A 14,168-nucleotide genomic window follows, 5' to 3' on the forward strand; every position below is an offset into this window, starting at 1 on the left:
ACTTTAATTTACAAGTAATTTGCAGTATACTTGATAGTTGAGGAATCATGCGTTACTTATGATTAGAAGTTTTATTTATAAAATTGGAGGACGAAAACATGTGTGGATTTGTCGGATATATGAACCAACCAGGTATTGATCCAACAGTCATCAAAAAAATGGCGGATCGAATTGTACATAGAGGACCAGATGATGAAGGATTTTACCAAGATGACGCTATCTCAATGGGATTTAGACGCCTATCAATTATCGATTTAAATCATGGACAACAACCTATGACTAACCAAACAAACACAAAAGTATTAACGTTTAATGGTGAAATATATAATTATGTAGAATTAAGAGAAGAGTTACAAGAATTAGGGTATGAATTTAAAACAGAAGTGGATTCTGAGGTATTGATTCATGGCTATGATGCTTGGCAAGAAGGATTATTAGACCGTATTCGTGGGATGTACGCGTTTGTTATTTATGATTCTGAAACGGGTGAAGTATTTGGTGCTCGTGATCACTTTGGTATCAAACCACTTTATTACTTTAAAAATGAAGACACCTTTATGTGGGGATCAGAAATTAAAGCCTTTTTAGATCACCCATCATTCGTTAAAGAATTAAATGAAGAGTTATTACCACTTCATTTAAGTTTTGAATACATTCCAAGTGACGAAACATTATTCAAAAATGTTTATAAAGTCAATCCAGGTCATTATTTCAAATTTAAAGATAACGATTTAGAAGTGAATGAATACTATCACTTCACATTTGAAGAAGAGAAAAAAATGACAATGGATGAAGCAAAACGTGACATCATTGAAACAGTTGATGAATCAGTGAAAAAACATATGATTGCTGACGTTGAAGTGGGAAGTTTCTTATCAAGTGGGATTGATTCAAGCTACATTTTAAATGAAGCATCACAAGATAGAGATATCCAATCATTTTCATTAGGATTTGAAGATAAAAACATCAGCGAATTAGAATGGGCACAAGAATTTGCAAAAGAAATTGACCAAAAAAATACAGCTATCATGATTAATGATGAAGATTTCTTTGGAATTATTCCTAAAGCAATGTATCACATGGATGAGCCTTTATCTAATCCTTCTGCGATTCAATTGTATTTCTTATCAAAAGAAACAAGTAAGCATGTAAAAGTTGCTTTATCAGGTGAAGGTGCAGATGAATTCTTTGGTGGGTATAATACTTACTTAGAAGCAGGAACATTTAGAAAATATGAGAAATTTACGACACGTAATATGCGTCAATTGTTTGCTCAAACAGCGAAACGTTTGCCACATTTCCATGGTCGTCGATTCTTAATTCGTGGTGCTCAAGATATTAGCGAACGTTATTATCGTGTGAATTATGTGTTTAACGAAGCTGAAAGAAATGATTTATTGAAAAATACGCGTTACAATAAATCTTCATCTCTTTATGTTAAAGATTTATTTGATGAAGCAAAAAGTAAAGATGATGTGACTAAAATGCAACATTTTGATATTCATGGGTGGTTAGCTTATGATATTTTACATAAAGCAGACCGTATGAGTATGGCAAATTCTTTAGAAGTTAGAACACCTTTAGTTGATAAAGAAGTGGCTGAAATTGCGAAAAGAATGCCTACAGATACACGTGTAGATATGAAAAACGGTGTCACAAAAATTGCTTGGCGTGAAGCCTCAGAAGCAAAATTACCAGATCGTATTGTCAATCGTGAAAAACTAGGATTCCCATCACCTCTAGCTTCTTGGTTAAAAGAAGATAAATACCAAGAGATGTTAAAAGAGGCATTTAACTCTGATATAGCTGAAAAATTCTTTAATGTGGACTACCTAAATCGTTTATTGGAAGAACAAAAACAAGGAATAGCAAATATGCAAAAAATATTTACTATTTACACGTTTATTGTTTGGTATCAAGTTTATTTTATTGAAAATTAATTAAAAGAAGGGAACCGATTGTATTGACTCAGAAAAAAGAGTTTATCCCCGTATTACTCGGTGGAGACTTGAATCTATATGGCATGGCCCGCTCATTTTATGACATTACCAATAAACCTGTCCGGACAATCGCCAGTGCATCGATTGCGCCAACCAAACACACAAAAATACTGGCTATTGAAGTAGTGCCGAATTTTGACACAGACCCAACATTTATCGAAACAATGAGAGAAGTTGCAAAAGAATATAAAAATTCTGATGTCCCAGTCATTTTGATGGGGATGGGAGATTGGTATACTGAACTTATCTCAAAACATCTTGAAGAATTATCTGAAACGTTTGTTTGTCCCTACATCAACAAAGAGTTGGAAAAACAATTAGTTAATAAACAAGATTTTTACGAGGTTTGTGAGAGATACAATTTGCCGTATCCTAAAACAAAAATTATCACTCGCCGTATGGTAGAAAATTCAGAGGCAACACAACCTTTTGATTTTCCGATTGCGTTAAAACCAGCAAACAGTGTGTCTTGGAACGATTTTACTGACCCAATTAAAGAAAAAGTTTATATCATTGACAATATGACAGAATATAACCGTGTCATCCATGGTATATATGGTGCAGGTTATAAAGATAACTTAATTTTACAAGAATTTGTTGAAGGCAACGAAAGCCCGATGCGTGTGTTAAATTGTTATGTTGATAAAAATCATCAAGTAAAAATGATGTGCTTAGGTCATCCGTTACTTGAAGACCCAACACCACTTGGTATCGGAAATTATTTAGCCATTATGCCTGATTACAATGAAGCTATTTACAAGCAAGTAAAAGACTTTTTAGAAGATATTGAATACACTGGATTTGCAAACTTTGACTTGAAATATGACATCAAAGATAATACATATAAATTCTTTGAAATTAATTTAAGACAAGGTAGAAGTAGTTTCTTTGTCACGTTAAACGGCTTGAATTTAGCTGAGTGGGTAGTAAGAGATTATATCTATGATGACTTAAAGGATAGCGAACCTGTTTTTGCGAATATTCCGGAAGAACAAGGTAAGTTATGGCTAAATGTCCCAATCGATATTTTTGACAAATACGTGCCTGAAACGCATTATAAAGATATTGCCCGAGACATGATTGCTGATAAACGCTATGGCTACACATTCTATTATGATGGTGACCGTAGCATTAAACGTTATATGCTACTTCAACGCATGTTTAGATATTATCGAAAAGCCTTTAAAAAATATGGTAAGTAAGGTGGGATGACATGAAACATTTCTTTACCGTCATTGGTGGTATGGGAACAAAAGCGACAGAATTATATGTCAAAATGGTAAATGATAAAACACCTGCCAAAAAAGACCAAGATTATTTAAATTATGTTTTAGTAAATTATGCAACAATTCCCGATAGAAGTTCTTATATATTAGATAAAGAAAACAATGAGAATCCATTACCATATTTACTTGATGTGATTGAAACATATGATAAATTATCACCTGATTTTTTCGTCCTAACTTGTAACACAGCACATTATTTTTTTGATGAGTTGGAACAAGCGACGGACAAGCCATTACTTCATATGCCAAAACTTGCGATTAATCGTGTGAGTGATGCTTATGAAAAAAATGCACGTGTGGGTATCATCGGAACAGAAGGAACGATTAAAAATAAAATTTATGATCCATTTATTGAATCAGCTGGATTTGAGGTTGTTCATCCAACACAAGACATTCAAGATAAGGTGAGCAAACTTATTTTTGAAAAAATAAAACATTTAAATCAATTAGACCATGATTTGTATCATGAAGTGCTTGATGACATGTTTAACACGTTAAATTGTGACGTGATTGTGTTAGGTTGTACAGAATTATCTATGATGGAAGATGCTGAAAACCAAATGAATGAGCATGTCATAGATCCACAAAATGTATTAGCTGAAGAAACGGTAAAATTAGCATTAAAAAATAGGGGATAAGAGAAAGATGACTTTATCAAGAGATGAGGTCATCTTTTTTGTGTCTTGGCTAGTATATATTATAATTCTTTGTTTTACAATGATAGTAATATGAAAGGACTGATTAGATGAAAAAAGTGACAACCGATAGTTTATTTGAATTAAATAGTTTATCTCAACCTGTAACTTCTGGTGAGTTGATTTTCTTTATGGAGCACTCAATCAATAAAGAAACAAACAAATACGAATCAAGAATTTATAGTGTGAATAAAACAACCAACGAACGACGATTATGGAGTGGAGAAGACGTTTCAATTAGTCAGTTAAAACTATCTCCTAATAAAAAATGGCTAAGTTTTGTAAGTAAAAAAGAAAAAGAATTACACTTGAATATTCAGGCTCTTGATGGTGGTAGTAGCTTTAGCATAATGAAAAAAGAGTCCTTTTCAAACTATACTTGGAATACTTCAAGCAGTGCGATTTATTTTATTCAGACCAAATCAAAAAACGAAACGACAGAAACATCATTTGAACAACCTAAAAAATGGGACAAACTAACTTATAAACTAGATGGATCTGGTCTATTAGATTTAGATGCGACTTATCAATTGAGTAAAGTGATGGTAGCAACAAAAGAGGAAACGATTCTTTATGAAACAAAAGATGAGTTTAGTTTAGACTATGTGTCAAAAGACGAAAGTTATGCCATTATTGGAAGAGAAAAAGACCCAAAAGATGAGTGGGATTATGGAATTACTGTTTATAAACTTGAATTTTCAACTCACTCACTCACTTGCTTAACCAATTCATTACCTACAGGAAGTTTTTACTATGGGAAAATGAATGCAACAGAAGAAGAGTTACTCCTTACAGGGAATACTTTTGATTTTGGTTTTGTTTCACAAAATAAATTGTATCACTACAATATGAAAACAGGACAGTTAGCTTGTTTAACTGAACACTTAGATGAGGAAGTGGGAGATGCGATTGTTGGTGATTTCCAACAACAAGTTAGAGGAGTCGACATTGAGTGGCTATCTACTAAAGAATTTATTTTTCCAGTCACACATCATGGGAAAATACTCCTTTATCAAGGAAACTTAGAAGGTCATTTAGAAAAAATTTATGATGAAAAAAATCATTTAACAGATGCCTATCTTGATGGAAATGAGTTTGCTGTGACGTATTCCACTTTAGTAGAACCATCAGCTCTAGGTGTATTGTCTTTAAGTACATCAGAGTTAAAAACTGTTTATAATCCAAATAAATCGGTTTTAACTGAACTTGAATTATCAACACCACATGAATTTTGGTATGAATCAGAAAAAGATGTGTCTGTTCAAGGATGGTATGTGCCTCCTGTAACGACACAAAAAAATCATCCAGCTGTTTTATATATTCATGGCGGACCACAAGTTTGTTATGGTGAAACATTCTTCCATGAGATGCAGTATCATGCAGCAAATGGTTATGGCGTGATAATGTTAAACCCAAGAGGCGGACAAGGTTACGGCCAGGAATTTGTTAGTGCGATATTAGGTGACTATGGCAATAAAGATTATACAGATTTGATGACAGGATTAGATGTTGTATTAACAGAACACCCCGAAATTGACGAAAAAAAATTGGTTGTAGCTGGTGGTAGTTATGGTGGATTTATGACAAACTGGATTGTTGGTCACTCAAAACGATTTAAAGCGGCAGTGACACAACGCTCTATTTCAAATTGGATTAGTTTTTATGGAACAAGTGATATTGGGGCATTCTTTGTTAAGTATCAATTATTAACAGATTTACCAAACATTTCAGAGATGTGGCGATTATCTCCGCTAGCTTATGTTGAAAATGCTAAGACACCTTTATTAGTTTTACATGGAGAAGAAGATTTACGTTGTCCAAAAGAACAAGGAGAGCAAATGTTTACAGCAATGAAACGATTTAATGTGCCAACAGAAATGATCGTCTACCCTAAATCAAGTCATGGGTTATCAAGAGCTGGTATACCAAATCTAAGGGTCGCTCGCTTAACGGATATTGCAAATTGGTTCGACAAGTATTTAAATAATGAGGAAATAAAATGACAGTAAAGAGTAAAACATTAGAAATGCTAGAAAATCATCGGGGAGAATTTTTCTCCGGTGAAAAACTGGCAGAGACAATTGGTGTATCTAGAAACGCTGTATGGAAAGCCATCAAACAATTAGAAAGTGAAGGCTATCCAATTAAAGCTGTAAAAAGCAAAGGTTACTCGTTAGAGGAGTCTAGTGATAAACTATCTTTACAAGGCATGAAACCTTACCTCGACCAATCAATTGATGCAACTCAGATTAATGTTTATGATTCCATTGATTCGACCAATAATCGAGCAAAAGAATTAGCTGTTGCTGGGGCAGAACATGGAACAGTCATTATTGCCAATGAACAAACTAAAGGTAGAGGAAGATACGGGAAAGTATTTGAATCACCAAAGGACACAGGGATTTATATGAGTTTGATTATTCGACCAGATGAGTTACCAAATATCGAACCTTCACTTATGACAGCTTATTCGGCAGTGATAGTAGCAGACGTATTATCACATTTCACAGGTGAAAATATTGGGATTAAATGGGTAAATGATTTGTTTCTTAAAGGAAAAAAAGTTTGTGGTATTTTGACTGAAGCTGTAACCAATCTTGAAACAGGTAAACTAGACTGGATTGTAGTAGGGATAGGGATAAACGTTTCGACAGATTCTCGACTATTTTCAGATCAAGTGCAATCAGTTGCAACTGCATTGTTTGATGATAAAAACGTGGTTAGAAATCATATTGCTGCTGAGATTATTAATCAGTTCTTTTTACAAGCTAATAGTATGACACAGCAAAAAATGATGGACATATATCGACAAAAATCAATCGTGATTGGACATCCTGTTTCTGTTGTATCAGGTACCACAAATTATGATGCAATCGCAGAAGATATCTTAGATAATGGCTCACTTGTTGTAAAACGCTCTGATGGGCAAACGCGAGAACTGCGTTTTGGAGAAGTTTCCTTAAAAATACGTTAGTCAACTTTTTTGAAAAAAAGGTTGACTAACCTTTTTTTTTTGCTATAATAAAAAAGAAAAGGGGAGAGACTATGACAAAATTTAAAACATCAGATTTAACAAAAATTGCATTATTTGCGGCAGTGATTGTGGTTCTATCACAAATAAGCATTCCAATGCCTTACGGCGTACCGATGACACTACAAACATTTATTATTCCATTAACAGGGGTATTACTTGGGAAAAAATCAGGGACAGTAGCTACATTGTTATATGTATTATTGGGATTAATTGGTCTACCTGTTTTTGCAGGATTTTCTGGAGGAGCTGCTGTTGTGTTTGGACCAACAGGAGGATTTATTTTAAGTTTCCCAATAATGGCTTATATTTCAGGAGCTTTTGCAGAAAGAGATAATCCATTTTCTCTTTATCTTGGACTAAGTTTAAGTGCTATTATAAATTTCGTAGTTGGATTTGTGATGTTTCATTTTGTTGCAGGAAGTAGTCTATCTGTAGCCTTTACAGCAACGGTGCTACCTTTTATTCCAACAACTATCATTAAAGTGATTTTGATTGTATTGATTTCTCAAAAGTTACGCCCATTAGTTCAACGAAAAGCTATGGCTTAAAGAAAGTAATAGTAATGAAAAAAATAAAAACGTATTAACTTAGAGTTTAATTGCCTAAGTTAATACGTTTTTATTAGTTATTAGCATATTGATTACTTGAAGTAAGATAGTTTCCAAAAGATTCTTTATCAAAACCTGGAGACACTCTAATTCTTTTTAATGCAAATAAGCCATCATTTTTACTTGCATACCCAGGTTCAGTGGTTAGACCGAGTTTATAGCCTGTCAACTCAGCTTCTTTTTCAACACGATCATCATATCTACCAGCTGGATAGCATATAACACTTGTTTGCTGTTTAAGTGTGTCATCAAGCCATTTTTTTGAATCAAGTAATTCTGTATGAATTTGTTCATCACTTAATGTATTCAAATCAAGATGACTAACAGTATGACTTTCAATTGAAATAAGCCCACTGTGTTTCATTTTTTCCATGTCTGCTTGGTGGAAGTAATATTGATTGTCTTGTTTTGAGGTAATGTAGTTAATTGTCGCATTTAGTTTTAATTGTTTTAAAATAGGAAAGCCGTCTGTGTAGTTATTAAGATAACCATCATCTAATGTTATCCAAACGATTTTTTCTTTTGGCTTTTTATTTTCAGTTAGGACAATATATGCCTCTTCAGGTGTTAATGTATAGTAATCATTTTCTTTCAGCCATTCCATTTGTTCTTTAAATTCTTCAGGTGGTAGTTTCAGTGTGTTTCCGTCATTACTGACAGTTAAACTATGATACATTAGTATTGGAAATGAAATGTCAGTGTCACTTGTTAGCCAATCCGTTGTATCAATTTCACCAGGTTTTGTTTCAGAGGTAGTCGTTGTTTCTTTAATTTCACGACTAGATGATTTGGCTAGAATAGATGATTCTTCCGTTTTTAGTTTTTTGTTTTGGCTAGTGTTTTTAGTAAAGTAAACACCAACTAGTATCAATTCAATTAATAATAAAATAACGATAGTCCATAGTGCTTTTTTCTTCATAAGAGAGCCTCCTTGTCTTTTCTATAGTATCAAAGGGTTATTTATATTGGCAAGTATTTGTTGAAAGAATTGAGCTATGTTAAACTGTGAAAGGTGAGATTTCAGAAATTTAAAATAAAATGAATGAAATAGAATGGAAGTGTTTGAGTGAAACAATCTCAATTTAAATGGAAAAAAAAATTACTAACTGACGAACAACAAACCACAGTTGAAGAGTTTAAACAACAAAACCTATCTCCTCTAATGAGTCACCTTTTAGTTAACAGAGGACTAACGACAATAGATGAGGTTAATGCATTTTTAAACCCTTCTTTAGAAGATTGTTACGATCCTTTTTTAATGTATGACATGGAAAAAGCGGTGACACGAATACAAGAGGCGGTTGCATCAGGTGAGAGGATGTTAATTTATGGAGATTATGATGCTGATGGTGTGACGAGTACGACAGTGTTAAAAGAAGCCATCGAATTAATTGGTGGTGAGGTAGAGTATTATTTGCCTGATCGTTTTACTGATGGTTATGGTCCAAATTTAGATGTATATAAGTACTTTATTGAGCAAGGAATTCAATTAATCATTACAGTTGATAATGGCGTGAGTGGTCATGAGGCATTAGCGTATGCTAAAGAACAAGGGACTGACGTCATTGTAACAGATCATCATGAATTACCCGATGAATTACCGGAAGCTTACGCCATTATTCATCCCAGACACCCTTTAGGAGACTACCCATTTAAAGATTTGGCAGGTGTTGGCGTTGCGTTTAAAGTTGCGACAGCTCTTTTAGGTGAGTTGCCGATGGAAAGTTTAGATTTAGTTGCGATTGGCACAATTGCTGATTTGGTTTCTTTGACTGGAGAAAATCGTGCGCTTGTTAGTTTAGGACTAAAGATTTTAAATCAATCAGAACGTGTTGGTTTACATGCGTTAGCAGAGGTTGGAAGCATTGACTTAGCAACAGCGGATGAAGAAACGGTCGGATTTGGTATTGGACCACGTATTAATGCGATGGGTCGATTAAAAAATGCTATGCCAGCCGTTGAGTTGCTATCAACGTTTGATGAAGAAGAAGCAATGGTTATCGCAAAGGACATTCAAGAAACCAATAGCCAAAGACAACAATTAGTAAAAAAAATTACTAAAGAAGCTCTTCAGATGGTTGAGGAGATGGGAGAACAACCTATATATCTTTTAGAAAAAGATGATTGGCATGAAGGTGTTTTAGGAATTGTTGCCAGTCACATTGTAAGACAAACGCAACGTCCTGCGATTATTATGACTACGGCAAGTGATGGCGAACTATTGAAAGGTTCAGGTAGAAGTATCGCGGATATTGATTTGTTCCATGTTCTGTCTGAAATGAAAGAAAAATTTACTTCATTTGGTGGTCATCATATGGCAGCAGGATTATCATTTGAACGTGATAATTTAGATGAAGTAAGACAGTCTCTTATAACAATTGTGGATCCCTTGATAGATGGTGGTTCAAAAGACAGTTTAGACATTGAAGCAGATATTTTGATTGAAGACGTTTCAGTAGATGTGATAGAAGAGATGAAAAAACTGGCGCCTTTTGGAACAGATAATCCTTCGCCTGTTGTGATGGTGTCTGATGTTAAGGCTGAAGGAATGAAAAAAATCGGAGCAGATGGTAATCATTTGAAAGGTCAGCTCGTACAAGAAAGTCATCAGCTAGATTGTATTGCTTTTGGCAAGGGGGCTGAAATTGGTGAAATGACAACAGGAGGCTTACTCGATGTTGTTGGAAAATTATCCATAAATGAGTGGAATGGGTTTAGAAAAGCACAATTAATGCTTGAAGATTACCGTGTGTCAGGGGTTCAAATATTTGATATGCGTGGTGGCAAGTTAGATGAATTTGATAGTTTAGCGATTCATCCTATTTTCGTTGTGTTTAATAAGGAAACAAAAGTGGATTCATTGCCGCAAGATAAAGTTTACTATATTCATGAATTACAAGATGTTGATAAGTTAGTCGGCTTTAAGGAATTGGTTTTTGTTGATTGCCCATATGACTTAGAAGTTGTATCTAAACTGGTCTCTAGCTGTGACATTGAACGCTTATATTTGTGGTTGAATATTACAACGGAACATTATCTATCAGGCATTCCGACAAGGGAACAATTTGGAAAAGTATTTAAATTGTTGCATGCTCAGGGAAACCTTGATGTGAGATATAAATTAGATGATTTATCTAATTATTTACAAATATCTAAAAATCATTTAATTTTTATCATAAAAGTGTTTTTTGATTTAGGATTTGTTACAATAGAAGATGGTTTGATGAGCAAGGTTGCTAATCCGAGTGAAAAAGCTTTAGAAGAAAGCGACGTTTATCAAGCTTACTTACATAAAATTGACATGGAAAGACTATTTTTATATAGTAATGTAGCAGATATTCGTCAATGGATATCGCAACAGGAGGAAGACAGATGAATTTAAAAGATTATATTGCTAGTATCCCTAATTACCCTAAAGAAGGAGTTATTTTTAGAGATATTTCACCGTTAATGGGAGATGGGGCTGCTTATCAAGAAGCAACTAATCAAATTGTTGAATATGCAAAAAAACGTGGTGCTGAAATGGTTGTAGGACCTGAAGCTCGTGGATTTATTATTGGCTGTCCAGTGGCTTATGAATTAGGAATTGGCTTTGCTCCAGCTCGTAAAAAAGGAAAATTACCTCGTGAAACAATCGAAGTTGATTATGGATTAGAGTATGGTAAAGCAACATTAACTCTACATAAAGATGCGATTAAACCAGGACAAAAAGTGATTATCTGTGATGATTTATTAGCAACTGGAGGAACAATAGCTGCAACAATCGAATTGGTTGAACAATTAGGTGGCGAAGTTGTTGGTTGTGCCTTTTTAGTTGAGTTAAATGAATTAAACGGTCGTGAAAAAATTAAAGGCTATGATATGCTAGCTTTAATGGACTTTTAAATAAAAAACAGCGAGAAATTTATCATTTCTTGCTGTTTTTTTTTCTATTATTATTACTTAGTTTACTACGATCAGATTTTATTTCTCGATGGATACGCTTCTCATCGTTCGGAGATTCAAGAATGAGAAGCTTTCCGTGATTCATGTATAAATTCTGCTTGATGTCAGGTAATCTTTTTTTAAATCTACGATTCCATTTATAGAGTTTAAACATACGTTTTATTATTTTTTTTCGTTGAGCAAAAGATTTCTGTTTTTGAAAGCATTGTGTCATAGCTCTTTTGGTAACGCGATATTGACAAAGAGATAAAGGATAATCCAAAATGATGATTAAATCAGCATCATTCATGCTTTGATCGGTCCATCGACTGACTTGAACGCCTTCCACAATCCAGTTAGATAGATTTTGTAAACGTTCACTAAGTTGGTTATAACGTTGATTTTTATCTTTAATTTTTAAATAGTCGTCTAAGGCAATTCCTTGAATTCGATATTTTTCTTGTAGCCTTATAGTAAGTGACGTCTTACCACTACCCGCATAACCGATAATTCGTATTTTCATCCTGTATCTATTCTCCAGTCAATTGTTCTATACATATCGTATAATAATTAGTGAGTTTTTTCAATAAAATACTATTTACTACTCGTATTTTATTATATGATAATTTATTGTTGTATTCCATTATTGACAAACGTTGATAAACTAAGTATTATATAATTTGTATTTTAAATATGCCGCCTTAGCTCAGTCGGTAGAGCACCACCATGGTAAGGTGGGGGTCGTCGGTTCAAGTCCGACAGGTGGCTTAAAATAAAAAAATGTAACTGGGAAGATTCCCAGTTACATTTTTTTATAGTTTTTTAACAAATTCAGATTTTAATTTCATTGGACCGAATCCATCAACTTTACAATCGATGTCATGATCGCCTTCAACTAAACGGATATTTTTAACTTTAGTTCCTTGTTTGATTGGTTGACTGGCACCTTTTACTTTTAAGTCTTTGATGACTGTGACAGAATCACCATCAGCTAACGGGTTACCAAAAGCATCTGTTTTGACCGTTTCGACGGTTTCTGAGTCTTGTGTTGACCACTCATGAGCACATTCTGGACAAATATACATTAGTCCATCTTCATAAGTGTATGATGAGTTACATTCTGGGCAATTTGGCAATGTTTCCACTGTCATACCCTCCTTTCGACGATTTAGTTTATTGTATCTTATTTAGTATGAAAAATAAAGAGGAAGAAAACGTAAAAATATATCTATAATTTGTTTAAGGTATTTGGAATTTCATAATAATCATGTATAATAGTAAGAGCAAATTTAAATAAAAGGAGGCCCTTTTTTGACTGATAGAAATGATGACCTTAATCGTGAACAAGAACATAAAACGGGTAAAGAGCTAAGAGGCTATGTGTTAGATTCGATGAAGTCGGATGACACTATAAGCCAAGAAGAAGAGCAGTCTAAACATATACCTGATGAGCAAGAATTACAAAAAAGAAATAGAGATAGAACGCAAAATAGAAGGCAACAAACAAGTTACAAAGGACGTAAGAAAGAAAATAATATGGTGAAAAAAATTGTGCTAATTATTGTTGCTGTATTGATTATGACATTGTCTATTGCTGGATTTTTTGCGTATCAGTACTTTACTTCTAGTTTGAAGCCATTAGATAGTAAAAATGAAAAATTAATTCAAGTTGAAATCCCGCAAGGAAGTAGTAGTAAACAAATTGGACAAATCTTAGAAAAAAATAAAATTATCAAAAGTGGTTTAGTGTTTTCTTATTATGTAAAAATGAACAATAAAGCTGATTTTCAAGCTGGATATTATCAAATGTCACCTAGTATGACACTTGAGGCAATTACAGATAGTTTACAAGAGGGTGGAACAGATGAACCAGTCTCATTAGCAGATGCTAAAATTACCATTCCTGAAGGGTATTCCGTAGATCAGATTGCTGAATTATTTAGTAAAGAAACAAAACTATCTAAAGATGATTTCTTAGATGTAGTGAAGGATGAAGAATTCTTTAATGAATTAGTAACGAAATACCCAGACTTGCTTGAGAGTGCAAAAAATGCTAAGGATACACGGTACCGTTTAGAAGGCTATCTATATCCTGCCACTTATTACTACTATAAAGATGTGCCAATTAAAGATATGATCACGCAAATGGTTGATAAGACAAATCAAGTGTTAGCACCTTATTATGATCAAATCAAAGCAAAAAAAATGACCGTACAAGAAGTCTTAACACTTGCTTCATTAGTAGAAAAAGAAGGAGTAACGCCTGAAGATCGACGTAAGATAGCTCAAGTATTCTTAAATCGACTAGCCATTGATATGCCAATACAATCAGATATTTCAATTTTATATGCAATGGAGGAGCATAAAGTTCATCTATCAGAAAAAGATACACAAATTGACTCACCCTATAATTTGTATATTAATAAAGGGACTGGACCGGGACCGTTTAATAATCCAAGCCAACAGGCAATTGAATCTGTATTAAATCCTGAAGAGACAGATGCATTATATTTCTTAGCCGATGTGTCGACGGGAAAAGTTTATTATGCAAAAACATATGATGAACATTTAGTGAATAAAAAAGAGTATATAGATGATAAAAACAATTGATTTTAAATGAT

At 33.7% G+C, this 14,168-nt stretch carries 12 protein-coding genes and 1 tRNA gene; 10 read left to right on the plus strand and 3 right to left on the minus strand.

Features of this window, described 5'->3' with window-relative positions:
• The first annotated feature begins 98 nt into the window (after positions 1–98).
• The 6 genes from asnB to BHY08_RS03320 all read left to right on the plus strand — a co-directional run bounded on the left by asnB (position 99) and on the right by BHY08_RS03320 (position 7,563).
• Positions 99–1,940 (plus strand): asparagine synthase (glutamine-hydrolyzing), encoded by a 1,842-nt coding sequence (gene asnB / locus BHY08_RS03295; protein WP_071456520.1) that lies wholly within the window; start codon positions 99–101, stop codon positions 1,938–1,940.
• An 83-nt stretch (positions 1,941–2,023) separates the two neighbouring features.
• The gene (locus tag BHY08_RS03300; RefSeq protein WP_245730000.1) at positions 2,024–3,202 is read left to right on the plus strand and encodes a carboxylate--amine ligase; all 1,179 of its coding nucleotides are present in this window, start codon (positions 2,024–2,026) and stop codon (positions 3,200–3,202) included.
• A gap of 11 nt (positions 3,203–3,213) precedes the next feature.
• Positions 3,214–3,924 (plus strand): aspartate/glutamate racemase family protein, encoded by a 711-nt coding sequence (locus tag BHY08_RS03305; protein ID WP_071456522.1) that lies wholly within the window; start codon positions 3,214–3,216, stop codon positions 3,922–3,924.
• A 107-nt stretch (positions 3,925–4,031) separates the two neighbouring features.
• A complete protein-coding gene (locus BHY08_RS03310) occupies positions 4,032–5,984 on the plus strand; it encodes an alpha/beta hydrolase family protein (RefSeq protein ID WP_071456523.1) in 1,953 nt (650 codons plus the stop codon).
• Complete coding sequence (locus tag BHY08_RS03315) at positions 5,981–6,955, plus strand: biotin--[acetyl-CoA-carboxylase] ligase (RefSeq protein WP_071456524.1); 975 nt, start codon at positions 5,981–5,983, stop codon at positions 6,953–6,955. The genes BHY08_RS03310 and BHY08_RS03315 overlap by 4 nt, the downstream gene beginning before the upstream one ends.
• 71 nt (positions 6,956–7,026) lie before the next feature.
• On the plus strand, positions 7,027–7,563 hold the full coding sequence (locus tag BHY08_RS03320) for a biotin transporter BioY (RefSeq protein ID WP_071456525.1): 537 nt from the start codon (positions 7,027–7,029) through the stop codon (positions 7,561–7,563).
• 73 nt (positions 7,564–7,636) lie between these two features.
• On the opposite strand, the gene BHY08_RS03325 is transcribed toward BHY08_RS03320, so the two are convergent.
• Positions 7,637–8,542, minus strand: a complete 906-nt coding sequence (locus tag BHY08_RS03325) for a polysaccharide deacetylase family protein (RefSeq protein WP_071456526.1) — start codon at positions 8,540–8,542, stop codon at positions 7,637–7,639.
• A gap of 147 nt (positions 8,543–8,689) precedes the next feature.
• On the opposite strand from BHY08_RS03325, the gene recJ reads away from it, so the two are divergent.
• Together recJ and BHY08_RS03335 are read left to right on the plus strand one after the other, a co-directional pair.
• On the plus strand, positions 8,690–10,999 hold the full coding sequence (gene recJ, locus BHY08_RS03330) for a single-stranded-DNA-specific exonuclease RecJ (RefSeq protein ID WP_071456527.1): 2,310 nt from the start codon (positions 8,690–8,692) through the stop codon (positions 10,997–10,999).
• Positions 10,996–11,508 (plus strand): adenine phosphoribosyltransferase, encoded by a 513-nt coding sequence (locus BHY08_RS03335; RefSeq protein ID WP_071456528.1) that lies wholly within the window; start codon positions 10,996–10,998, stop codon positions 11,506–11,508. The genes recJ and BHY08_RS03335 overlap by 4 nt, the downstream gene beginning before the upstream one ends.
• Positions 11,509–11,530: 22 nt before the next feature.
• On the opposite strand, the gene BHY08_RS03340 is transcribed toward BHY08_RS03335, so the two are convergent.
• Positions 11,531–12,070 carry a P-loop NTPase family protein gene (locus BHY08_RS03340; RefSeq protein WP_071456529.1) on the minus strand — a complete coding sequence of 180 codons (540 nt, stop codon included), beginning with the start codon at positions 12,068–12,070 and terminating at the stop codon, positions 11,531–11,533.
• Positions 12,071–12,242: 172 nt separating this feature from the next.
• Between BHY08_RS03340 and BHY08_RS03345 the strand changes: the two genes are divergently transcribed.
• Positions 12,243–12,315: transfer RNA gene (locus BHY08_RS03345), tRNA-Thr, on the plus strand.
• Positions 12,316–12,359: 44 nt separating this feature from the next.
• On the opposite strand, the gene BHY08_RS03350 is transcribed toward BHY08_RS03345, so the two are convergent.
• Complete coding sequence (locus BHY08_RS03350; RefSeq protein WP_276325588.1) at positions 12,360–12,683, minus strand: zinc ribbon domain-containing protein YjdM; 324 nt, start codon at positions 12,681–12,683, stop codon at positions 12,360–12,362.
• 175 nt (positions 12,684–12,858) lie between these two features.
• Here BHY08_RS03350 and mltG point away from each other — a divergent pair, with 175 nt between their 5' ends.
• A complete protein-coding gene (gene mltG / locus BHY08_RS03355; RefSeq protein WP_233541931.1) occupies positions 12,859–14,157 on the plus strand; it encodes an endolytic transglycosylase MltG in 1,299 nt (432 codons plus the stop codon).
• Positions 14,158–14,168: the final 11 nt, after the last annotated feature.

Origin of the sequence: Vagococcus teuberi (assembly GCF_001870205.1) — a bacterium.
Classification (GTDB): Bacteria; Bacillota; Bacilli; order Lactobacillales; family Vagococcaceae; genus Vagococcus; species Vagococcus teuberi.